Raw genomic sequence first — 21,304 nt, forward strand, 5'->3', positions numbered from 1 at the left:
CCCGAACCGCGATGATCGAGCCGAGCCACCCAGCCCTGTCGATCGGCCGGCAATGTGTCCTGCTGTCGCTTGCCTGGTCCTCGTTCTACTACACGCCTAAAGGCGAGAGCGAGACGAACCTGGCTTTGATGCGCCAGATCGACGAGCAGTTCCTGGAGACGCCGTTCCATGGTGTGCGCCAGATGTGCTGGCATCTGCGCAACGGTGGCCACCAGGTAAATCAGAAGCGCGTACGCCGGCTGATGCGCCTGATGGGCCTGATGCCCATCTACCAGAAGCCCGATACCAGCAGGCCGGCCAAGGGACACAAGATCTATCCCTATCTCTTGCACGGCCTGCGCGTGGATCGGCTGGGCCAGGTCTGGTGCGCGGACATCACCTATCTGCCGATGCGGCGCGGCTTCCTGTACCTGGTCGCGATCATGGACTGGCATACCCGCAAGGTGCTCGCCTGGCGCATCTCCAACACGCTTGAGGCCGGGTTCTGCGTGGAGGCGCTGAACGAGGCGGTCTGCCGGTTCGGGCCGCCGGAGATCATGAACGCCGACCAGGGCAGCCAGTTCACGTCGTTGGTCTGGACCGACACGCTCAAGCGGGCGGGCATCCGCATATACATGGACGGCAAAGGGCGCTGTATCGACAACATCTTCATCGAACGCCTGTGGCGATCCCTGAAGTATGAGGGCGTTTACCTGCATGCTTGGGAGACCGGTTCGCAGGCAAAGGCGGTGCTCTGCCCCCAGGAAATTGGATCGTTTGAAGTTGGAGTTTTCCGCTACGTTTTCCTGGGCTGGGATAGGAGCGGATGACCATGAAGGCATCGAAGTTCACTGAGGCGCAGAAGGCGTTCATCCTGAAGCAGGGTGAGTCCGGAACGCCGGTTGCGGAGATCTGCCGCAAGGCTGGTATCAGTCAGGCGACCTACTTCAACTGGAAAAAGAAATACGGCGGGCTGCTGCCGGACGAGATGCGCCGGCTGAAGCAGCTGGAGGACGAGAACACACGACTGAAGAAGATTGTCGCTGATCTGACGCTTGACCGGGAGATGTTGCAGGATGTGATCCGCCGAAAGCTCTAAGGCCTGTCCGCAAGCGCGAGCTGGTTGACGGGATGCTGGTGGACTGGGGCGTGTCGATCCGAAGGGCCTGCCGGGTCCTTCCCCTCGACACTTCGACCTACCACTACCAGTCCCGCCGACCCGGCCAGGCCGGCCTTGAGCAGAGAATACGCGAGATCTGCCAGACCCGTGTGCGCTACGGCTATCGCCGGGTTCACGTCCTGCTTCGCCGGGAGGGATGGGTGGTGAACATCAAGAAGACCCGCAGAATCTACAGCGAGTTAGGCCTTCAGCTGCGCAACAAGCATCCCAAGCGGCGCGTGAAGGCCAAGCTTCGCGAGGACCGCCGGGAAGCGGCCGGTCCGAATGAAGTCTGGGCGATGGACTTCGTCCACGACCAGCTCGCCATGGGGTCGAAGCTGCGCATTCTGACAGTGGGGGACACCCACTCACGCTACTGCCCGGCAGCTGATCCGCGGTTCACCTATCGCGGCGAGGACGTCGTTCAGACGCTAGAAGGCGTCTGTAGCCAGATCGGCTATCCTGGAACGATCCGGGTCGACAATGGCAGCGAGTTCATCTCGCGCGACCTGGATCTCTGGGCTTACGCCAACGGGGTTACGCTCGACTTCTCCCGACCCGGAAAGCCGACGGATAACGGCTTCATCGAAGCCTTCAACAGCAAGCTTCGAGCCGAGTGCCTGAACACGCACTGGTTCATGAGCCTTGCCGACGCCCGCGAAAAGCTGGAGGCTTGGCGCAGAGACTACAACGAGGTCAGACCTCATAGCGCGATCGGGTACAACGTCCCGGCCGACCTGCATAATCACTGCGGCATGGCCAGCCCGCCGCCGTGATCAAAGCCGGAAAACTCCAGCTTCCGGCGATCCAGCGTTGGGGCTCAGTGCAAATCAACCCTGGACTCTCGCTTCGGCTGGATGAAAGTCGGGGGTCACGTCACGGGAGACGATTGGACGTTCGTCAAAGTTGCTTGCGTCCCAACCCATTTGACCGTTTAATATAAGCAAATTTCCTTCTAAAAGGAGTATGCATGAAGCGTTTTTTCCAGATGCGACCCGTGAAATTGGTTGGTTTTTTAGCGTCAGTCCTGTCACTTGCTTGCACAACGATCATCCCGGCATCCGCATGCACTGGCATCTCGCTTCGGGCGTCAGACGGCAGCCGGATTGTCGCCCGTACCGTCGAGTGGGCTCTTAGCGATGCAGACCACGACACGCTTGTGCTGTTTCCGCGCGATCATCAGTTTACAGCCCAGACCCCGGAGGGTTTTAACGGACTCTCCTGGACGGGGCGCTACGGTTTCATTTCGCTGGGCGCTTATGGGGAGCCGTACGGGCCTGACGGCATGAACGAAGCCGGTCTGTACGTGGGAATGTACTATTTTCCTGAGTACGCGAGTTTTGCGCCTTACGAGGCATCACAGGCAGCGCGATCCCTCAGCGTCGGCGACCTGATGCGATGGATGCTATCGTCCTTTGCGACTGTTGACGAGGTGCGCGTCAATATTGAGGCGGTGCGCGTTGTAAATGTCGAAGATCCGCGTTTCGGCGGTGCCCCTTTGCCCTTCCATTGGAAAATTGAAGACCCGAGTGGTGCCAGCATTGTTATCGAGATTGTCAATGGCGGGAAGGTGCAAATCCATGAAAGCTTCATGGGTGTTATCACCAACTCCCCCGATTACGGCTGGCATTTGACTAATTTGCGAAACTATCTTGGCCTGTCACCTGTGGCGGAGCTTCCGGTCGAAATCGCTGGGGAGACCTTTGCGCCGTTTGGGGCGGGCACCGGGCTTCGGGGCCTGCCCGGTGATTTTACCCCCCCTTCCAGATTTGTGCGCGCGGTAGCGCTAAGCGCCTCTGGCAGACCACTTGAGACCGGCAATGAAGCGGTTTTCGAGGCGTTTCGCATCCTCGACAGCTTCAACATCCCCGTCGGTGCAACGGGGCCGACCGACACCATCGCCGCCGACATTGAGAGTGCCACCCAGATAACGACCGCATGGGATCTAACCGCCCGCAGAATGTTCTTTCACACGATGTCTGATCGCGAGGTTCGCACCATCGACCTGAACCGTATCGACTTCGACACTCCGGGCATGCGGATAATCACTGAGGGGGCAAGCGCACGTCAGACGGTAAGAGACATCACGCCTTAAACGCCGTCTACCACCCCTCGGGCAGGCTGACCGCGTTTGACTATGGCTGTCCCCCGTCAGCACCTATGGCACAGGTTTGGGGTTGTGATTTAAGGAGGATTTGGGTCTCGTCGCAGTGACGAAGGAACGAAGATGAGCTCCAAATCCACAAAGCCCAAAGCCCCTGCTGCAACCGTTGTGAAGGACATTCGCCGAGCGACCCGGCGACACTTCTCGGCTGAAGACAAGATCCGCATTGTTCTGGAAGGTCTGCGCGGTGACGACAGCATCGCCGAGCTGTGCCGCAAGGAAGGCATAGCCCAGAGCCTTTATTATACTTGGTCGAAGGAGTTCATGGAGGCTGGCAAGCGCCGACTGGCGGGCGACACGGCGCGTGCTGCCACCAGTGACGAGGTCAAGGACCTGCGCCATCAGGCGCGTGACCGGAAAGAATGCGTGGCTGATCTGACCTTGGAGAACCGTCTGCTCAAAAAAAGCATGATCGCGGATGGGGAGGACGACGCATGAGGTACCCCGCATCCGAGAAGCTCGAGATCATCAGGATCGTCGAGCAGTCGCACCTGCCTGCCAAGGTCACGCTCGACAAGCTGGGTATAGCCCGTCGGACCTTTTATCGCTGGTATGACCGGTATCTGGAAGGCGGACCTGAAGCGCTAGAGGACCGGCCATCAGCGCCAAGCAGGGTGTGGAACCGCATCCCCGCCGAGATGCATGACCAGATTATCGAACTGGCGCTGGAGCAGTCCGAGCTGAGCCCGCGCGAGCTGGCTGTGCGGTTCACCGACGAGACGCGTTACTTCGTGTCGGAGGCGACGGTCTATCGCCTGCTGAAGGCCCATGATCTGATCACCAGCCCGGCCTATGTCGTGATCAAGGCCGCCGACCAGTTCCACACCAAGACCACCCGGCCGAACGAGATGTGGCAGACCGACTTTACCTACTTCAAGATCATCGGCTGGGGCTGGATGTATCTGTCAACCGTGCTCGACGACTTCTCGCGCTACATCATCGCCTGGAAGCTTTGCACCAATATGCGGGCCGAGGACGTGACCGACACGCTGGACCTCGCTCTCGCGGCTTCCGGCTGCGACCAGGTGAACGTCCATCACAAGCCGCGCCTTCTGTCGGATAATGGCCCTTGTTACATCGCCGGCGAGCTCGCCGAATACATCGAGGCCCAGCGTATGAGCCATGTGCGCGGTGCGCCGTTCCATCCCCAGACGCAGGGCAAGATCGAGCGCTGGCACCAGACCATGAAGAACCGCATCCTGCTGGAAAACTACTTCCTGCCCGGCGATCTTGAGACCCAGATCGAAGCGTTCGTCGAACATTACAATCACCAACGCTACCACGAGAGCCTGAACAACGTGACGCCCGCCGACGCCTACTTCGGCAGGGCCCCAGCCATCATCAAAGAGCGTGAAAGGATCAAGCGACAGACCATCGAACATCGACGCTTGCAACACCGAAAGCACGCCGCCTAATATCAACCAACCAGACGAGGCCGATGCTCCACTAATCTACGATCCCATCTGTGCCAAATGTTCTGACGACGGACAGATCGCGCCAGAGCGATTCTCCTTAAGCCACAGCCCACGTGGGACGTGATCGACGTTGAAGCGACGCCCATCCGCGATCTGCTTTTACTTTATGCTCTGCCGCTGGCTGCAATCGGCCCGGTTGCAGGCTTTTTAGGCGGGCAGATATTCGGCCGGGGTATGGGCGTGTTGGGCACAGTCTACCGGCCGTCGTTCTTCAACGCGGCGTCTGCGGCCGTTATCCAGTATGTTTTCGCCATCATCGGCGTGGTGGTACTGGGTTTCATCATTCATGCGTTCGCCCGCCAGTTTGGCGGCGTCCCCAACCGCAACCAGGCATTCAAAGTCGCGATCTACGGTTCGACCGCCGCCTGGCTCGCCGGAATTTTCCAGCTCGTGCCGGCCCTGTCCGCGCTCGGCATTGTCGGGTTATACAGCCTCTATCTGCTCTATCTCGGCTTGCCCAGGCTGATGAAGGCACCCCGGGAAAAGGCGATGATATACTTGGCCGTTGTGATCATTGCGGCTGTGATGGTGTGGGTTGTCGCGGGCGCTCTGGGCGCGGCGCTGACGCCCCGCATGGTGCCATAAGGCCTTCAAGGACGCCGCATGACCTGTTTCCAGCCTGACCTTGTCCCGATCACGCACGCTCCCGAACGCCGGAATCGGAAATATGTGATTTTTCATAACAAGGCTGGCGCCCCGCGCAATGAGCGCTATTATCACCGTCTGCCAAATTCGGAGGAGCAGGCTTTATGAGAACCACCAGTTTCTTTGCTGCACTGATCGCATCCACGGCCCTGGCCGCTTGCGGTGACAGCGGCGAACAGCCCGCCAGCGGGACGCAGCCCAACGAACCGGAACTGACGGGCACGCAGATGTCAGCACCCGAACCTGCCGAAACGCCGGCTGCTGAAGAGCCCATGGCCGAAGAACCGGTTGCTGAAGAGCCCGTTTCCGAGGAGCCTGCCGCTGAAGAGCCGGCGTCTGAGGAGCCTGCCGCTGAAGAGCCGGCGTCTGAAACCCCTCCCGCCGGTTCCGGTGGCGCGGGTGAGGGCGAGTATCTGATAGCGGGGCTGACCGGTGATCCGGCGGCGGGCCGCCGCGTCTTCGTGCGCTGCCAGACCTGCCACGTGATCGAGGAAGGCGTGAATCGCGTAGGCCCCTCTCTCTACGGGATTTTCGGTCGTACTGCCGGTACGGTTGAAGGGTTCCGCTACTCCAACGCCAACGCCAATTCCGGTGTGGTGTGGGATGCGGAGAATATGTTCGAGTATCTCGAAAATCCGCGGGCGTTCATTCCCGGCACGATCATGGCTTTCCCCGGCATCCGCAGCGAGCAAGAGCGGGCCGATGTGATCGCCTACATCAAGGATAATGGCGGCGTCGCTCAGTAAGCGATGACCTCACGCCGCGCCCCGGCGCCGGCGGATAATATCCCAGAGATGGAATACGAAAGCGGCGGCCAATACGGCCGCCGTTATCGTATGGGGTGCTCCGGTGAGTGCGCCGCGCAACGCCAGCATCAGCATGACCCCGGGTGCGATCAGCAAGGCGACATCGGTGAGGCTCATGGCTCCGCGCAGGCGGGGAAACACCGCCAGCACGATAACCTCCACCACGACCACAAGCAGGATAAAATCGACCACCCGTCCTGACGTGAACAGGTCCGACACAAGCTCTGTCATGACTGCCGCATCAGCGCGGGGAGAGACCCAGCAAGTGGGCCATGTCCTTGAAAAATATCTTGGCGTGCGCACCCGGATCGCGGCGCACCAGCTCTTTCTCCATATAGCCTTGCCAGGTCAGACGCTGGACATCCTCGTCGGCGCAGATCTTCACAAAACGCTCACGGCGCTTGTCGTTGCGGTACCAGAAATGCTGCATGATCCCGAGGATAAAGAAGACCCGGCCATGTGCCTTCATGAAGCGCTTGCGCACGTTGGCAAGTGCCTTGGCGTTGCCGGTGGCGAGGAATTCCAGCGCGCCTTCGGCGGCCATTTCCCCGGATGTCATGGCGTAGAAAATGCCTTCGCCTGAGGATGGTGCGACGGCACCGGCGGCGTCGCCGGCGAGGACCAGGTCACGGCCATTATCCCACCGGGGTGCCGGTTTGTAGGGCAGGGGAGCACCCTCGCGCCGGACCACTTCGCAATCTGCCAGACCGGCCGATTCGCGCAAGGATTTCACTGCGCCGCGTAGCGAGAAGCCCTTCACCTGGCTGCCTGTCCCCACGCTTGCCACGGCACCGTGGGGGAAGACCCAGCCATAGAAGTCCGGGGATATCTTGCCGTCATAATACACGTCGCAGCGCTGGGGATCGTAATGGCTCTGGCTGCCCGCTTCGGGCGCGCGCACGATTTCATGATAGGCGAACACGCTCTTGACCTTTTCGGCACCCTTCACGGTCTGCTGGGCGAGTTTGGAGCGTGCGCCATCGGCGGCAATGACGACCCGGGCGCGCACACGCACGGCTTCCTCGGGTGCCTCAGTGGGAGAAAACACAATGATTGCAGCGCCTTGTTCGTCGCGCTCCATGGCCTCGACCGCGCCATTGCGGCGCTGCGCGCCCGCGCTGGCAGCCCGCTCGCGCAGGAACTCGTCAAAATGCTCGCGATCGACCATGCCGACATAGCCTTCGCCGATCGGCATATCCACTTCGAGCCCCGAGGGGGCGAGGATACGCGCGCCCTGTGTACGAGCGACGATCTGGGATTCGGGGATGTTGTAGGTGCGGATAAGTTTGGGTGGCACGGCCCCGCCGCATGGCTTGATGCGCCCGGGTTTGTCGATCAGCAGAACGGAGGCGCCGGCCTCGGCGATTTTCTGGGCGGCTGTGGCACCGGCCGGTCCGCCGCCCACAACGACGGCGTCATAACTCTTCACCGTGTCTGTCACTATCCACCTCCCAAGGCGTTCGATTCGGAGAATATCTCGGTGTCATTCGGGGTCATGAGGCCGGCTTTCGGTGTCATGAGGCCGGTTTTCGGGGTCATCAGACCGGATTTCGGGGTCATGAGACGGCTGTCCATGTCCGCAGCGCGCCTTTTGGTGCCGAAGACGGGATTTCGGACGCACTTTTGCGGGATGGGCGCCGGCCCTGTCATGATCCGGGGGCCTGGTTGAGAGCCGACAGCGCAAAGGCGCTCGCCAGCATGCCCAGAACATAGAGCGTGACCCCGGTCGCATTGTACCAGGGTGCCAGCGCCTTGGGGTCGCGCATCAGGCGCACCATCAGTCCGAGCTGGACTGCCAGCGACAGGCCGACAATGCCGGCGTGAACCGGCTGACCCCAGATCGCGAGCAGGGCGATCACGACGAATTGCGGCGCGGCCATGGTGGCGCAGGCGATCCAGGCGGCCTTGCGCGGACCAAGCGCGGCGGGCAGGGATTTGAGCCCCATCTTGATGTCGCCCTCGATCGCCTTGAAGTCGTTGAGCACCATGATGCCGTATGCGCCGAGGCTGTAGAGGACGGCCAGAATGATCGTGCGTGAGTCCGGAAGGGCCTGAGCCATGACGGCGGCACCGGTGAACCAGGCCAGACCCTCATAGGAAATGCCGACCGAAAGCGGACCCCAGACGCCGCTGCGCTTGAGCCGGACCGGCGGCGCGCTATAGGCCCAGGACAGGGCGACGCCGACAGCGGCCGCCACGAACACCCAGACGCCCAGGAAGGACGCCCAGACAAGGCCGGCAATGGACCAGAAAATGGCAATCCACAGACCCCAGCGGCCGGGAATGCGGCCCGACGGGATGGGGCGGTTGGGTTCATTGATGGCGTCGACCTCGCGGTCAAACCAGTCATTGACCGCCTGACTGCCGGCGCACAGCAAAGGGCCCGCCAGCAGGACGCCGAAAATCAGAAGACCGATATTGCCGAGGCTGAACTGGCCGGACGACACAACGCCACAGCCGAACGCCCACATGGGCGGGAACCAGGTGACCGGCTTGGACAGTTCCACGACCGCCAGCAAGGACGTTCGAAGGTCTGGTGACGGCAAGGGGGCTGATCGCTCCATGCCTGTACGCTAAGGCGAACAACGCAGACCGTCAACTAAACTTGACGGTCTGTCAGTGCTCGGATTTGGGCTGCAGTTCGCCGATCTTGTGGCGGTGCATTTTGGCATACAGGCTCTGCCGGCTGAGGCCGAGAATCTCAGCCGCCGAGGCGCGGTTGTCATTGGTCAGAGCCAGCGCAGCCTCGATGCAGCTCTGCTCGATCATGTCCGTGCTTTCGCGCACAATGTCCTTGAGTGCGACCCGTCCGACCAGATCAGACAATTGATCCACCGTGCTGGGCATGGCACCGCCGGCGCGCTGGCGTCCGGCGACAAGGCGCCGGCCGACCGGGCGGATGGAAAAGCCGAACACGTTGCCGGTGGGGCCTGGCGCGGACACGGCAGACACTTCGACCGCCTCGCGCAAATCATGCTGGCTGCGCACCAGGGTGGCAAAATTGCGGATGACGCCATGCTCGCGCAAATTGGCCATCAGCACGTTCACCTCGGTTTCGGTGCGGCCGAGATAGGATTCAATCGGGACGCCCACAGCCGAGTCGATATCGCTGAGCTGGGCGATGTCGGCGAACGCTTCGTTCACCGACAGGATTTTGCCGTCCTCGCCGGTGAGCACCAGCGCGTCCGGCAGGATTGCAGCGAGGCGCGCCATGGAGGCATCGGCTTCGGCTGCGCCATGCGCGTCCTTCGCCGAGACCCGCGCCAGAAAATAGACCTCCCGGCCCTGACGGTAGACCGAAGCGAGCAACTGGCAGGGCTTCTTGGCCCCTTCCGGTGTCAGTTCAATCTTCTCTGTGCGGCCGGTGCGGCGCGCAACAGCCAGGGTCTCACGCACGATATCGGCGGCCTCGGTCCCGAACGCGCCCTCCAGCGAGCGGCCTTCAAGCCGCTGGGACGAGCGTCCGAGCAGGCGCGAGGCTGCCGCGTTCACGTCGGTGATCCGGAACGTGTTGCCGTCAATGATGATCACGCCCTCGGACGCCAGCTGGAACAGCAGGCGGAACCGGGTCTCGGCCTCGCGCACCCGCGCGTAGTCGCGCTCCATGGAGCGCTGGGCTTCGATCAGGCGCTTTTGCATGCGCGAGGCGGCGCGCAGATCACGTCCGACGGCAAGGGTCCAGCCCTCGCGTCCGGCCGGCAGGGTGAAATAACGCACCGGCAGATCCGAACCACTGGGCTGGACGTGATTGACATGGCGCCAGCGCCGTTGGCCGGGCGTTGTCTGAGGGGCAAGCAGCGCGGCGACCTTGTCGCGCGAATCGGCATTGACCAGATCGATCCATTTGCGGCCGATCCAGCTGTCAAACTCATCATCGTCCTCGGAGAACTCGTCACCGGAAAACGCGGCGTCGCGAACGATGCCGCGACTGTCGATCAACAAGGCGAGGTCAGCCGCGTTCGCGGCAAGGTCCGCTGCCGTCTCGTCAGAGAACGCCGAACCGGCGACCTCACGGGATTGGAACCTCGCATTCGGGCCCTCTGAGGCCTTGGTGTCCATGGAATCGCCTTGTGATAATTTCAACTCGATCAACTCGCCTGCACCAGCCTATGGACCAAGCGCTCGGCTGTTACAACCGCCCGCACCCCATCCGTGGCCGTGGCATCGGCACCGATGCGCCGGGCCAGGCCCATGTCTTCATTAAACAACTGACCGCCGACAAGGATGATTATGTCGGGGTTCTGGGATCTTGAGCGGATCAGCTTGATCAAGCCCTTGAGGTCTTTCATCTTCACATCTGAACTCGCCGACAAGCCGACCACGTCAAAATGCGTATCGACGACGGTGGCCACGATATGGTCCATATCCGGGCTTGATTCGCACCGCACGCGCCAGCCGGAACGGGCGAAAAACTCTCCCACCATGACAATCCCGAACACGTGCTGCTCGCCGGGGGCCGGTGCCAGCAGGACCCGTGGCGACGTCTTGCCCGAGCCCATGCTCCAGGGCGCGTCGGCATTGATGCGCTCCAGTACGCGGTGCAGTTTCATCAGACCGATGGTGACATCGGCGAAATCGCACACATCCTCTTCCCACAGTTTTCCAAGATGGCGCGCGGCCGGGGCGAGCAGCTTGAGCAGCACGTCCTCATGGGTCGCCCCGTCAAACAGCAGTCCATTGACCTCGTCGACCAGTGCCTGGGGCTCGCTGCTCACCGTGCGCAGCGCAAAGCTGTTGACCTGCTCGGTCTCGAACGCGGTGGTCTTCACCGCCGGCGCGCGGGCCGGGCCTTCGGCATTGGCGGCTTCGCGGTTGATCAGCATCAGGCGGGGAATAATCTCGGCCTCGATCAGCTTGTCGAGCACCTCTTTGGGCGGCCCGGCCTTATCGAGGTCGCAGGGCCGGGTGCCGCGCCTCCAATTCTTCCAGTCAAGAGATGCCTGAGTCGTGCGGGCCAATCCCGCCAATCCGAACCGGTCAAATTCCGCCTGCGCCATGTTGGATGCCTTCTCTCCCCGGGGTGGCCGTAACCGGCGGAGGGGCTGCCAGGTTCGCCACGCTTTGCTTTTTTGACCGCAGCCGGTTGTGCCAGCGGCGGTGGTGTCAGACCGTATCGGGGCAATAGTGCCCGTGGCCGGCCTGCACAGATATTATCGCAAAGCCTGACAGGTATTTTTGCCGAGTGCCAGAAAATTCGTACCATTTTGTCACGCGCGGTTGACACTCGGGCGTGTAACATGGCCTCGCCGCCGGGACTAGGCCGCCTTGCGCGTTGCGGTGTGCCTGGCCGGGGGCGGGTTCAGGCTGCGCAGGGATTCACTGGCGATTGTGCCGACCACAGCGATCACGACGCGCGCGATGACCGTGAGGAAAACCAGCAGGATCGTGGCCTTGTTCAGATAGATCTCGACGAAGTTATTGTAGCGCGCCGGCAGACCCGTGGTGGTCAGGAAGCGCTCAACGTCCGAGGCCCAGCGCAGCATGGTTTGCAACATGTCCGGGAACTGGAAGGCGAGCACGCCCAGAAACAGATAGGACAAGACGAACGCCAGAAAGAGCGTGATGCTCAAGCGTAGCGACCGGCCGGTCAGCTGACCAAAAAAACGTCCCATGGGCGGACTCCCTCAAGTCTCGACTGGCCCCCTCGGACCTAGTTAAACCTTGCACCCATCATAGCAGAGCGCACAGGGCGCGTCTCGCCGGGCAGGCCAGTTTGTAACCGCTCGCGCTATTCCACCCGCGTGATGCGTGCGGCGCTGCCATCGCCCGTCCAGGCACTGGTCTCGTAGCTCTCGCCCACGGCCAGTTCACGATAGGGCTTGCAGATCTCGTATTCGGGCTCGGTGCGTGAAGCGGCGTGAAACAGGACGCATAGCGTGCGGCCGTCAAACTGCCAGGATCCCGATCGCGGACGGGAGTCCTGATAATCACCCCCGCGGCGGAACTGGGCGGTGTAGCGCCCCTGCCGGGTTTCCACCGCATAGACGCGTCCCTCGGGGCCCAGCGCAGACTGCGCCTGGGCGGTATCGGGCGCGGCCAGCATCAGCATGATGCCGGCGGGCACGGCCAGCGCAGCGGCCAGCATGGTTTTCACTAAACGTCTCATGGCCCTACAACCCCCAAGATCGCGCCCTCACGCAGATTTCACCATCGCGGAGCGCGACGCAAGAGGCGGGCCAGATTGCAATTCGCACAATAAGGCCCCGCGCCGGGATGCGGCGCGGGGTTCGGTGCAGCAAACGTGGTGGGCTACTCGACGCGCAGGAACGTCACATCGGACCCGTCTTGCGACCATTCGGTCGAGACGACCGACTCGCCGACTTCAAGGTTGAACCAGGGTCCGCAATTGGGTTCTTCGATTTCGGCGGCGTCCAGACACAGCACGCCCTCTTCCAGGGTCCATGTCCCGGCGCTGGATGTGCCGCCCGCTTCAAGAACATAGGCGCCGTCAGTCTCGAAACTCATGGTGTAGACCGCGCCGGTCTCGGCACCGGTCACTTCGAACACCTGACCGGCGGGCGAAGCAAAAGAAGCCGACGCCAGCAGCAGGGCTGACGCAGCGCCAAAGAGAACACTCTTCATGACGATTTTCATCCGGGTAGCTCCGGCCATCAGCGCACTGTCCTCGACAGCCGCTCCGGATCGAAGCGGACATTATCACGTCCATTGGCGCGCGCAATCGCCTTTTTAGGCAGGCTGTCACGGCGTTCAGGGCCGGCACACCCAAGTCAGAGTGCGCGCCAGATCAGGACGGCGGCCAGTGCCACGACCAGGGCGATGGCCGAAAAGATCAGCGACCGGCGCAGCACGCGTTCCTGACCCGGCTTGCGCACGCCCTGGCGGGCGTCGGTCTTGTTCGCTTCTTCGGTCATCGGGCGCATCTCCTGTAGCTTCAGCGTGTCCAGCCTAAACGGACGCGCCCCGGACGGCTACCGCCTGCCGGTGTCAATCGGCAGACACCGCAACGACTTCGCAACGGGCAGAAAAAAATGGTTAACGAAGCCTTATGCTCGCCCACATTCACGCGCTATAGTGACCAGAATCGCGGGTTGGCGGCATCAAGGGGGAGGCGCCGGCTCCAGTCCTGAAGGGGTTCGCCATGTCGTTATCCGCCGCCGCCAAAGTGCTCGCCGTCGCTGCCGTGTTCATTGCGGCACCCGCTATCGCCGATAACGCCCGATGGGCCCCGGCCCAGCAGCCGGGATGGGGCGGGTTCTACGCCGCCACACCGCTGGATGAATGCCGCCGCTCGGCCGGGGGCGAGCTGGAATTGCGCGCCTGCCTGTCGCGCCTGCTGCTGGAAGCGGAAAGCCATTACGACATCACCTATCAGCGCCTGATCTCCATGGTCACCGGGCGCGAGGACAGTTTCCAGCGGGCCACAGAGGCCGAGGCGCTGCGCTTTGCGCGCGAAACCTGGCGCAGCTATCTCGATTTCCAGTGTGATTTCGAGGGCGCGATGCTGGGCCAGACCTATGCCGAGCGGAATCTGCAGGCCACGTCCTGCCGCGTGTCGCTGCTGCGCTCCCAGCGCGCGCGCCTGGCGGAACTGGCCGGCCAGATCGATGCCGGCTTTACCCAGCCGGGCTCCCCCGCCAATCCGGGTCAGCCGGGCTGGCCCGCCGACCCCACCCAGTGTGAAGGCCCGTTCTGCGCGGTGGAGACCGAGCGTTTCCAGCAATGGACCGCCAGCTGCCGCCGCGGCGGGATGTGCAGTGCCGATACCACGACGGGCGGGAATGACCGGGCCGATCACCGGCTGGAGCTGCGCGCCCGCCCCACGGGTCAGGGCTATGACATCGTCTTCACGTCCGATCAGCACCCGGTGGATGGCGCGCGCGCCATTTCGGTACGGGTCGACGGGCGCAACCCGATCGTGTTCCGGCCCCAGACCCACTACTCGGCCGACGCGTCGGGTGCGTTCGTGCTGTCTGATCCGGAGTCCACCGCCCGCCTGATCACCGCCATGCGGCGCGGCGGGCGTCTGACCGTCCAGTATGTCGATACGCGCGGCCAGGACCGGCTGGCGACGTTCTCGCTGATGGGTGTGAGCCGGTCGCTGGAGTGGATCGATGTCCGCCTGAACCGCCCGCGCTACTAGAGACGGCCAGCGTCAGGCGCGGCGGCGGGCTTCGGCACGCGGATCGCGAAGAACAGGGCGTAGATCACCGGCACCGCCACCAGCGTGATGATGCTGGCGAAGGCGAGGCCGGAGATGATGGTCATCGCCATGCCCTGGAAGAAGGCGTCGCCCAGGAGCGGCGTCATCCCCAGGATCGTCGTGCCGGCTGCCAGCAGGACCGGCCGCAGACGGCTGACCGAGCCATCCACCAGCGCGCCCCAGGGCGCCTCGCCCTCGCGGATGCGCCGGTCGATTTCGTCGATCAGCACGATGGCGTTCTTGATCAGCATGCCTGACAGCGACAACAGGCCGAGCAAGGCGGTGAAGGAGAAGGCGATGCCCGTCGCGAGCAGGCCCGCCGTCACGCCGACCACCGACATCGGCACGATCAGCCAGACGATGAGCGGCTGACGCACGGTCATGAACAACGCGAAGCTCACCGCCAGCATGACCAGGAAGCTGATCGGCAGCACTCCGCCCAGGGATTCATTGGCCATCTGGTTGGCTTCATATTCGCCGCCCCACTCCACGCGATAGCCGCGCGGCAGCTCCATGGCGCTCACCACGGCGGAGAAGCGGTCGAAGGCCTGGGCTGCGGTCTCGCCGGGCTGAGGATTGGCCTGGACCGTGAGGGTGCGCACCTTGTCGCGGCGCAGGATCAGCGTCTCTTCGGCCTGCAGCGCAAAGCCCGACACCACCTGGCTCATGGGCACGTAGGCGTTCTGTGCCGGGCTCCAGATCAGCCGGTCTGACAGATTGTCGGGCTGGGCGCGTTCGCTGGCCGGCGCGCGCGCCACGATCGGGATGAGATCAATGCCCTCGCGGTAGACGCCGATCTGGTCACCGTCTGTGGCCAGGCGCAGCGCCTCGCCGATATCGCCGCGGGTCACGCCTACTGTGCGCGTGCGCGCCTCGACGATCTGAGGCGTCAGGATCAGCGCCTGATTGCGCCAGTCGGTGCGCAGATCGCGCACGCCGGCCTCCTCGCGCAAGCGCACGATCGCCGTCTCGCCCAGTTCGCGCAGAACACGCGAGTCGGGCCCCTGGAAGCGTGCCTCCAGCTGGGCACCCGAGGGCGGGCCGAACACGATGCGGTCCGAGCGCGCCTGCACATGGGGGTAGTCGAGAGCCAGATAGTCCAGAATGCGCGCCTCCACGTCGGGGATATCGCGCATGTCCTCGGTCTGGACGATCAGCTGGGCGAAGGCGGCATTGGGCTGTTCGGTATTGTAGGTGAGCATGAAGCGCGTGGCGCCGCGGCCGGCAAAGGCATCCACCTGGGTGACGCCCGGCTGTCCGCCGGCCCAGCGCGCCAGATCGCGGGCGAGATCGCGCGAGGCAAGCACGTCCGTGCCCTGGGTCTGGGTCAGGCTGACGAAGAATATCGGCGTGTTGGAATTGGGAAAGAAGGACGCCTTGACGAAGCCGAAGCCCCAATAGCTGGTCACGGTGATGGCGGCCAGGACACCCATCGTGATCCAGCGGCGCTTCAGGGCACCGGTCAGGATCGCGCCATAACCGCGATAGAGCCGCCCGGCATACGGGTCGGCGACCGTGCCGCGTTCCGACTTGAACAGGTGGTAGGCGATCATCGGCCCGACAGTGAGCGCCAGCACCCAGCTGAGCATCAGCGAGATGGCGATCACGGCGAACAGCGAGAACAGAAACTCGCCGGTGGAATCGGGCGACAGGCCAATGCCGGAAAAGGCCATGATGCCGATTACCGTGGCCCCCAGCAGCGGCCATTGCGTGTTGGCAGCGGCGTCCTCGGCGGCCTTCAGGCGCTTGACCCCGCGCTGCACGGCGACCTGCATGTTTTCCGTCACCACCAGGGCGTTATCCACCAGCATGCCCATGGCGATGATCAGCGCGCCCAGCGAGATGCGCTGCATGGTGATGCCGAACACCGACATGAAGAACAAAGTGCCCATGACGGTGAGCAGCAGCACCGAGCCCACGGCCACGCCCGCGCGCCAGCCCATGGTCAGGCACAGAACGCCGATGACGATGGCCACCGACAGCATGAGAGAGATCAGGAAGTCGTTGATGGAGGATTCCACCACCCGGTGCTGCTGGTAGATCGGGGCGATCTCCACGCCCAGCGGCAGCTCCTCGGCGATCAGCGCCAGGCGCGCTTCCACGGCGCGGCCTACATCCACGATATTGGCGCTGGGCAGGCCGGACACGCCCAGCGTGAAGGCCGCCTCGCCATTGTGGAAGATATAGACTTCGGCGCGTTCGACGGGCGCGCGGATCACCTCTCCCAGATCGGACAGGCGCAATGTCTGGCCTGAATCGCGCGGCGAGATGAGCAGGTTGGAGATGGACGCCACCCCGCCGATGGAGCCGGGCATGTTCACGCGCACGCGCAGATCGCCGGCGGTCACCTCGCCTGCGGACACCACGACATTCTCGCTGGAGAGGGTTTCGAGCACCTGTCCCACGGGCAGGCCGAGCCGGGCCAGATTTTCCTGCGGTATCTCGATATAGATGCGCTCCTCGGGCACGCCGTCGGTGGAGACTTTGGACACGCCCTGCGTGACCAGAAGCTCCCGGCGCAAAAGCGCGGCGATGTCGCGCACTTCCGCGTCGGTATAGCCCGGTGCGGTGACGGCGTAGAAAATCCCGTACACATCGCCGAAATCATCAATTACCTGCGGTTCGCGCGCGCCCGGTGGCAGGCCCGGAGCGGCGTCACTCAGCCGCTTGCGCAGCTCGTCCCAGATCTGGGTGAGGTCGCCGGACGCATAGCGGTCAGCGATTTCTACCGTGATCTCGCTGATCCCGGGCTGGCTTTTGGAATAGACCGCATGCAGCTGCGGCATTTGCTGTATGGCGGTTTCCAGCCGCTCGGTGACCTCGCGCTCGACCTCTTCAGCGGACGCGCCGGGATAGGCGGTGTAGACCAGGGCCTGCTTGATGGTGAAGGCGGGGTCTTCCAGCTGGGCGACCGTGTTGATCCCGTAAATCCCGCCGAAGAAGCAGGCCAGGATGACCATCCAGGTCAGCACCGGCTTTTCGATGGACAGGCGCGCCACAGACATGGCCGCATTGGTTCTGGTGTCCGCCATGGCGAATATCCCGAGTGAGTGAAGCCAGCCCTAGCGGCCGGAGGCGAGACCGTTGCGCCCCTGCATGGGCCGGATGCGCATGCCGTCGAACAGGGCGCTGACACCGGTGGTGACAATCTGCTCGCCCGGCTCCAGGCCGTGGCGGATCACCACCATATCGCCGCCCATGGGGCCGATCTCCACATCGCGCGCCCGCACCAGTCCGGCCTCCGGGTCATAGACCCAGACGCGGAACCCCCCGTCCGGTGCCGCGCTGAGCGCCCCGGCGGCGACACGCACCAGTTCCGGATCGGAGCCGGTCAGGGCGTCGAGCGACACCATCACCGTGGCGGTCATGCCCGGCAGGATATTGCCCGGCAAGTCCGGCGGCAGGGCAAACAGGGCGGTGTATGTGCGTGAGGCCGGCTCCGGCTCTGCACCCAGCTCCCTGAAGGTCAGCGGGAACGTCTCGCCGGGCAGGAAGGGGAAACGGGCGGTCAGCTCGGCCGGCTGGGTCTGGTCGACCACGGCCACAATGCTTTCCGGGATCTGGATCGCCACACGCAGCTCGCTCATGTCCTGCAGGCGCGCCACGGGCTGGCCGGCGGAGACGGTGGTGAAATTATCCACCAGCCGGCGCGAGACGAGACCCTGGAAGGGCGCGTTGATGGTGGCATAGCGCAGGTTCTGGCGCGCGGTCTCCAGAGCGACGCTTTGCAGGTCAAACTCGGTCTGGGCCTGTTCCAGCGCCGCATCCGACGCGATGCCGCGTTCGTTCAGCGTCCGCTGACGCTCCAGATTCTGACTGGCCTGCTGGCGCTGTACCTCGGCCTGACGCACGGCGCGGGCGAAGTCGGCGGCGTCCAGCGTCGCGACCACTTCGCCTTCGGGTAGGATCTGGCCCTCGACAACCGGGAAGGCAGACAGCCGCCCGCCCACCTGGAAGGCGAGATCGACGCTCAGGCGCGGCTCGACGCGGCCGACAAACTCGCGCAAGCCGGCGGTCTCCGCGCTGCGCACGGTTTCCACCCGCGCCAGGCGCGGGACAGGTTCTGTCTCAACCGGCTGCGGGCTGCAGGCGGCGACAATCAGCATGACGGCCAGAGAGACCATTATGGCGGCGCGGGTCATTTTGGGGAGGGCTCCGAAACCAGCTGGACGAGCCGGGCTTCAACGGCCTCTTGCTCATCAGGGGTGATCATTTCGAGGCCGAGCAGGTCGGCCAGGTGAATGCCGTCAGCGGCCAATAGCGCGATGCGGGCCATGACCGGATCGGGCGCGCGCCCGATCACATCCTCTCGGATGCGCGCCATCATCTCGCGCACCGGATCGAGCAATTCAGGCGATTCCGCCGCAGCGGCGAGCAGGGCCATCGCCACGTCGCGATTGGCGTGCTTGAAGGTCAGCATGGCTTGCAGCAGGGCGGCCACAGGGTTGGCACCGCTGGCTTCGGCCCCTTCCAGCGCGGCTTCGCAATCGGCCTGCGCCTGGGCGATCAGGCGCGAGACCATGCCCTCGATCAGCGCCTGCTTGGAGGGGAAATTGTACAGCACCCCGCCCTTGGAGAAGCCGCTTTCGCGCACCACCGCGTCAATGGTCAGCCGGCCAGAGCCCTCGCGCGACACCACGCGCTCGGCTGCGTCCAGGATCACGTCGCGCGTCGCCGGGCGGACCGTGTCAGGGCTGGAATCGGCGATGGAGCGGGCGTCGGTCATGGGGCTTCCAAGAAATTGCTGCAGTGCATCTATACCGTCTGGTCGGTTTTGATTTAGACCGACCAGACGGATTGTTCAAGACGCGGCAGATGAGTTTTTCGCCATATCCGGCATGTCTGACGCCCGCGCGCTGTATGACATTTCCTTGAAATTGCGAATCCAGCCGCAGGAATTGCTTTGCTGCGTGCGTCCGGCGCGGTATCGGGGCTGCGAGGGGCGCTGCGCGCCGGTGGAACGGGGATTTTGATGCCGGATCTGGCTTCAGTTGCGATATTGGGCGTGCCGCTCTGGGCACTCATCGGCTTCCTGTTTGCGGCGTATGCCATCGTCGCCAACGACGTGATCCAGACCCTTGGGACCTTCCTCGCCTCCAACGCCAAACGGCCCTGGCTGGTCCTGTGGGCGTTCGCCTCCACGATCATCGTGATCGTGATGGTGTACGGATATTTCGCCTATGATGGCGATATCGCCTACGGACGCCTCAATCGTATCCCGTTCCCGGACACCGGCATCCAGTGGTGGCATGTCCTGCCGCCATTGGCCCTCCTGGTGCTGACCCGCTTCGGCATCCCGGTCTCCACGACATTCCTTGTGCTGACGATCTTTACGCTGACGGGCGGTGCGGCGACAGCCGGTGTGCTGGGCGACATGCTGCTCAAGAGCCTGATCGGCTATGGCGTGGCGTTCGCCACAGGCGGCATCATCTTTGTGGTGATCTCCCGCGCGTTTGAAAAATGGGTGGCACGCACCGAGGTCGATGATGACGGCGATCCGTGGTGGACCGTGCCTGCCGTGGCGGCGCTGATCTGCGTTCTGGTCTATCTGCTGGTCAACGGTCCCGCCCTGCCGAGCGCGGAGAACCTGAACCTGATCGGTGCCGGGGCCGTGGTGGCGTTCGCGGTGCTCGTGGCCTTCTTCACCCGCCGCTTCAATACCTGGTTCGTGCTGCAATGGCTGTCCACGGGGTTCCTGTGGTCGCAATGGCTGATGCAGGACCTGGCCAATATCTTCATCTACCTGCCGCGCGAGACCACATTGCTGCCGGACGGCAGTGTGCAGGTGACCTTCTCCATCGGCCTGTTGATCTTCACCACGCTGCTGATGGTCGGTCTGCACGCCATCATCTTCGCCGCGCGCGGCGGCGAGATTCAGAAGATCGTCCTGCGCAAGACCAATACGGTGGACGTGCGCTCGGCCACGGTGGTGGACTTCCTGTACGGGCTGATCCTGATGTATTTCAAGGAGCTGAACGATATCCCGATGAGCACCACCTATGTCTTCCTGGGTCTGCTGGCAGGCCGGGAGATTGCCATCACCTTCATGACCCGCCTGCAGCCGCGCGGCGCCGCCGTGAAGGACGTGGCCGCCGATATCGGCCGCGCCGGGATCGGCCTGGCGGTGTCGGTGACGCTGGCGCTCATGCTGCCCTTCATGGCGACGGGCCAGTTCCCCGACATGGTGCAGGCGCTGTTTGGCTAGAAGCCCGGCTTGAACACGCCCACCGCGCCGATGGCGATGAGCAGGGCGTAGAGCCCTAGCACCCACAGGCGGGTGCGGTTCATGGCGCGCAGGAGCGGGACCTCGGTTCCGTCGCTGGAGCCGTCCGTGATCAGGCGCTGCAACAGCGGGCCGACGGGCGTGTAGCTCACATCAATCATGATCGCGATGGCGAAGATGGCGGTGAACAGCCCGGCCTTAAGCCCCAGCCAGCCTGGCAGGTCCAGCCATCCGGCCGGGCCGGCGATGGTCAGCGCCACGAAGCCCAGTGTGAGGACGATCTTCAGCCAGAACTCGATTGTTTTGAGCCGCGCGGCCAGCGGGGTTTCGGCGTTGAGATACGCGCCCCACACCAGGGCCAGCCAGCTGAACCCGGCCGCCCAGCTCAAGGCAATGAGCCAGCCTGGCAGTGGCACCCAGCTCACCGCGATCATGGAAATCGACACCGGAACCATCAGCGCCCAGGCGCTGCGCGGTCCCATATCGTTGAGCACCAGGAGGCGCAGGAAGTGCAGGCGCGTCTCCAGCGGTAACTCACGCTTGCGGAAATGCTGTCCGAGGATGAACACGCCGATATCGCCGCCGAGCCAGACAGCGAACAGCACGATATGGCTGAATACCAAAGCGTTGTAGAGCCATTCCGTGCCGATCATGCCGCGCCCCTCCGCCCGATTGTCCGGCGCGCACCAAAG

21 protein-coding genes are annotated in these 21,304 nt (G+C 63.5%); 8 read left to right on the plus strand and 13 right to left on the minus strand.

Features of this window, described 5'->3' with window-relative positions; all coding sequences use genetic code 11:
* Positions 1–11 precede the first annotated feature (11 nt).
* From L2D00_13910 to L2D00_13935, 6 genes are all read left to right on the plus strand, one after another.
* The gene (locus tag L2D00_13910; GenBank protein WBQ12926.1) at positions 12–809 is read left to right on the plus strand and encodes an IS3 family transposase; all 798 of its coding nucleotides are present in this window, start codon (positions 12–14) and stop codon (positions 807–809) included.
* Positions 810–811: 2 nt separating this feature from the next.
* Positions 812–1,914, plus strand: a protein-coding gene (locus L2D00_13915; protein WBQ12927.1) for an IS3 family transposase whose coding sequence is annotated in 2 segments (ribosomal slippage) — positions 812–1,073 and positions 1,073–1,914 — 1,104 coding nt in all. Because the reading frame shifts where the segments join, the coding sequence is not laid out codon by codon here.
* A gap of 194 nt (positions 1,915–2,108) precedes the next feature.
* Complete coding sequence (locus L2D00_13920; protein WBQ12928.1) at positions 2,109–3,233, plus strand: choloylglycine hydrolase family protein; 1,125 nt, start codon at positions 2,109–2,111, stop codon at positions 3,231–3,233.
* 132 nt (positions 3,234–3,365) lie between these two features.
* Positions 3,366–4,717, plus strand: a protein-coding gene (locus L2D00_13925) for an IS3 family transposase (GenBank protein ID WBQ12929.1) whose coding sequence is annotated in 2 segments (ribosomal slippage) — positions 3,366–3,701 and positions 3,704–4,717 — 1,350 coding nt in all. Because the reading frame shifts where the segments join, the coding sequence is not laid out codon by codon here.
* Positions 4,718–4,837: 120 nt separating this feature from the next.
* The gene (locus L2D00_13930; protein WBQ12930.1) at positions 4,838–5,362 is read left to right on the plus strand and encodes a YIP1 family protein; all 525 of its coding nucleotides are present in this window, start codon (positions 4,838–4,840) and stop codon (positions 5,360–5,362) included.
* Positions 5,363–5,526: 164 nt separating this feature from the next.
* On the plus strand, positions 5,527–6,168 hold the full coding sequence (locus L2D00_13935) for a c-type cytochrome (GenBank protein WBQ12931.1): 642 nt from the start codon (positions 5,527–5,529) through the stop codon (positions 6,166–6,168).
* A gap of 9 nt (positions 6,169–6,177) precedes the next feature.
* On the opposite strand, the gene L2D00_13940 is transcribed toward L2D00_13935, so the two are convergent.
* From L2D00_13940 to L2D00_13980, 9 genes are all read right to left on the minus strand, one after another.
* Positions 6,178–6,459 carry a hypothetical protein gene (locus tag L2D00_13940; GenBank protein WBQ12932.1) on the minus strand — a complete coding sequence of 94 codons (282 nt, stop codon included), beginning with the start codon at positions 6,457–6,459 and terminating at the stop codon, positions 6,178–6,180.
* A gap of 10 nt (positions 6,460–6,469) precedes the next feature.
* On the minus strand, positions 6,470–7,669 hold the full coding sequence (locus L2D00_13945; protein ID WBQ12933.1) for a geranylgeranyl diphosphate reductase: 1,200 nt from the start codon (positions 7,667–7,669) through the stop codon (positions 6,470–6,472).
* A 205-nt stretch (positions 7,670–7,874) separates the two neighbouring features.
* The gene (gene chlG, locus L2D00_13950; protein WBQ12934.1) at positions 7,875–8,792 is read right to left on the minus strand and encodes a chlorophyll synthase ChlG; all 918 of its coding nucleotides are present in this window, start codon (positions 8,790–8,792) and stop codon (positions 7,875–7,877) included.
* A gap of 52 nt (positions 8,793–8,844) precedes the next feature.
* Entirely contained in the window at positions 8,845–10,287 is a 1,443-nt protein-coding gene (ppsR, locus tag L2D00_13955) for a transcriptional regulator PpsR (GenBank protein WBQ12935.1), read from the minus strand.
* Between the two features lie 29 nt (positions 10,288–10,316).
* Positions 10,317–11,225, minus strand: coding sequence for a cobalamin B12-binding domain-containing protein (locus L2D00_13960; protein ID WBQ12936.1), 909 nt, complete (start codon positions 11,223–11,225; stop codon positions 10,317–10,319).
* Positions 11,226–11,483: 258 nt separating this feature from the next.
* The gene (locus L2D00_13965; protein ID WBQ12937.1) at positions 11,484–11,840 is read right to left on the minus strand and encodes a hypothetical protein; all 357 of its coding nucleotides are present in this window, start codon (positions 11,838–11,840) and stop codon (positions 11,484–11,486) included.
* Between the two features lie 116 nt (positions 11,841–11,956).
* On the minus strand, positions 11,957–12,322 hold the full coding sequence (locus L2D00_13970) for a hypothetical protein (protein ID WBQ12938.1): 366 nt from the start codon (positions 12,320–12,322) through the stop codon (positions 11,957–11,959).
* Between the two features lie 155 nt (positions 12,323–12,477).
* Complete coding sequence (locus tag L2D00_13975; protein WBQ12939.1) at positions 12,478–12,810, minus strand: hypothetical protein; 333 nt, start codon at positions 12,808–12,810, stop codon at positions 12,478–12,480.
* A gap of 146 nt (positions 12,811–12,956) precedes the next feature.
* Positions 12,957–13,100 carry a hypothetical protein gene (locus L2D00_13980; protein WBQ12940.1) on the minus strand — a complete coding sequence of 48 codons (144 nt, stop codon included), beginning with the start codon at positions 13,098–13,100 and terminating at the stop codon, positions 12,957–12,959.
* A 227-nt stretch (positions 13,101–13,327) separates the two neighbouring features.
* On the opposite strand from L2D00_13980, the gene L2D00_13985 reads away from it, so the two are divergent.
* Entirely contained in the window at positions 13,328–14,329 is a 1,002-nt protein-coding gene (locus tag L2D00_13985; protein WBQ12941.1) for a DUF1311 domain-containing protein, read from the plus strand.
* Here the strand turns inward: L2D00_13985 and L2D00_13990 are convergent.
* The 3 genes from L2D00_13990 to L2D00_14000 are packed head-to-tail and all read right to left on the minus strand — an operon-like array spanning position 14,326 to position 19,115.
* The gene (locus tag L2D00_13990; protein ID WBQ12942.1) at positions 14,326–17,421 is read right to left on the minus strand and encodes an efflux RND transporter permease subunit; all 3,096 of its coding nucleotides are present in this window, start codon (positions 17,419–17,421) and stop codon (positions 14,326–14,328) included. The genes L2D00_13985 and L2D00_13990 overlap by 4 nt on opposite strands.
* A 30-nt stretch (positions 17,422–17,451) precedes the next feature.
* Entirely contained in the window at positions 17,452–18,531 is a 1,080-nt protein-coding gene (locus L2D00_13995; GenBank protein ID WBQ12943.1) for an efflux RND transporter periplasmic adaptor subunit, read from the minus strand.
* Positions 18,528–19,115: a TetR/AcrR family transcriptional regulator gene (locus L2D00_14000; GenBank protein ID WBQ12944.1), complete on the minus strand. Its 588-nt coding sequence runs from the start codon at positions 19,113–19,115 to the stop codon at positions 18,528–18,530. The genes L2D00_13995 and L2D00_14000 overlap by 4 nt, the downstream gene beginning before the upstream one ends.
* Before the next feature lie 246 nt (positions 19,116–19,361).
* Between L2D00_14000 and L2D00_14005 the strand changes: the two genes are divergently transcribed.
* Positions 19,362–20,594 (plus strand): hypothetical protein, encoded by a 1,233-nt coding sequence (locus L2D00_14005; protein WBQ12945.1) that lies wholly within the window; start codon positions 19,362–19,364, stop codon positions 20,592–20,594.
* On the opposite strand, the gene L2D00_14010 is transcribed toward L2D00_14005, so the two are convergent.
* Positions 20,591–21,265 carry a hypothetical protein gene (locus L2D00_14010; GenBank protein ID WBQ12946.1) on the minus strand — a complete coding sequence of 225 codons (675 nt, stop codon included), beginning with the start codon at positions 21,263–21,265 and terminating at the stop codon, positions 20,591–20,593. The genes L2D00_14005 and L2D00_14010 overlap by 4 nt on opposite strands.
* Positions 21,266–21,304 lie beyond the last annotated feature (39 nt).

This window comes from Hyphomonadaceae bacterium BL14 (genome assembly GCA_027627705.1).
GTDB lineage: Bacteria > Pseudomonadota > Alphaproteobacteria > Caulobacterales > Maricaulaceae > Oceanicaulis.

Bases quoted from the DNA above. Each gene is read 5' to 3' on its own strand.
- L2D00_13910 (WBQ12926.1), top strand. From the start codon at position 12: ATGATCGAGCCGAGCCACCCAGCCCTGTCGATCGGCCGGCAATGTGTC.
- L2D00_13920 (WBQ12928.1), top strand. From the start codon at position 2,109: ATGAAGCGTTTTTTCCAGATGCGACCCGTGAAATTGGTTGGTTTTTTA.
- L2D00_13935 (WBQ12931.1), top strand. From the start codon at position 5,527: ATGAGAACCACCAGTTTCTTTGCTGCACTGATCGCATCCACGGCCCTG.
- L2D00_13940 (WBQ12932.1), bottom strand. From the start codon at position 6,459: ATGACAGAGCTTGTGTCGGACCTGTTCACGTCAGGACGGGTGGTCGAT.
- chlG (WBQ12934.1), bottom strand. From the start codon at position 8,792: ATGGAGCGATCAGCCCCCTTGCCGTCACCAGACCTTCGAACGTCCTTG.
- ppsR (WBQ12935.1), bottom strand. From the start codon at position 10,287: ATGGACACCAAGGCCTCAGAGGGCCCGAATGCGAGGTTCCAATCCCGT.
- L2D00_13960 (WBQ12936.1), bottom strand. From the start codon at position 11,225: ATGGCGCAGGCGGAATTTGACCGGTTCGGATTGGCGGGATTGGCCCGC.
- L2D00_13965 (WBQ12937.1), bottom strand. From the start codon at position 11,840: ATGGGACGTTTTTTTGGTCAGCTGACCGGCCGGTCGCTACGCTTGAGC.
- L2D00_13975 (WBQ12939.1), bottom strand. From the start codon at position 12,810: ATGAAGAGTGTTCTCTTTGGCGCTGCGTCAGCCCTGCTGCTGGCGTCG.
- L2D00_13980 (WBQ12940.1), bottom strand. From the start codon at position 13,100: ATGACCGAAGAAGCGAACAAGACCGACGCCCGCCAGGGCGTGCGCAAG.
- L2D00_13985 (WBQ12941.1), top strand. From the start codon at position 13,328: ATGTCGTTATCCGCCGCCGCCAAAGTGCTCGCCGTCGCTGCCGTGTTC.
- L2D00_13990 (WBQ12942.1), bottom strand. From the start codon at position 17,421: ATGGCGGACACCAGAACCAATGCGGCCATGTCTGTGGCGCGCCTGTCC.
- L2D00_13995 (WBQ12943.1), bottom strand. From the start codon at position 18,531: ATGACCCGCGCCGCCATAATGGTCTCTCTGGCCGTCATGCTGATTGTC.
- L2D00_14000 (WBQ12944.1), bottom strand. From the start codon at position 19,115: ATGACCGACGCCCGCTCCATCGCCGATTCCAGCCCTGACACGGTCCGC.
- L2D00_14005 (WBQ12945.1), top strand. From the start codon at position 19,362: ATGCCGGATCTGGCTTCAGTTGCGATATTGGGCGTGCCGCTCTGGGCA.
- L2D00_14010 (WBQ12946.1), bottom strand. From the start codon at position 21,265: ATGATCGGCACGGAATGGCTCTACAACGCTTTGGTATTCAGCCATATC.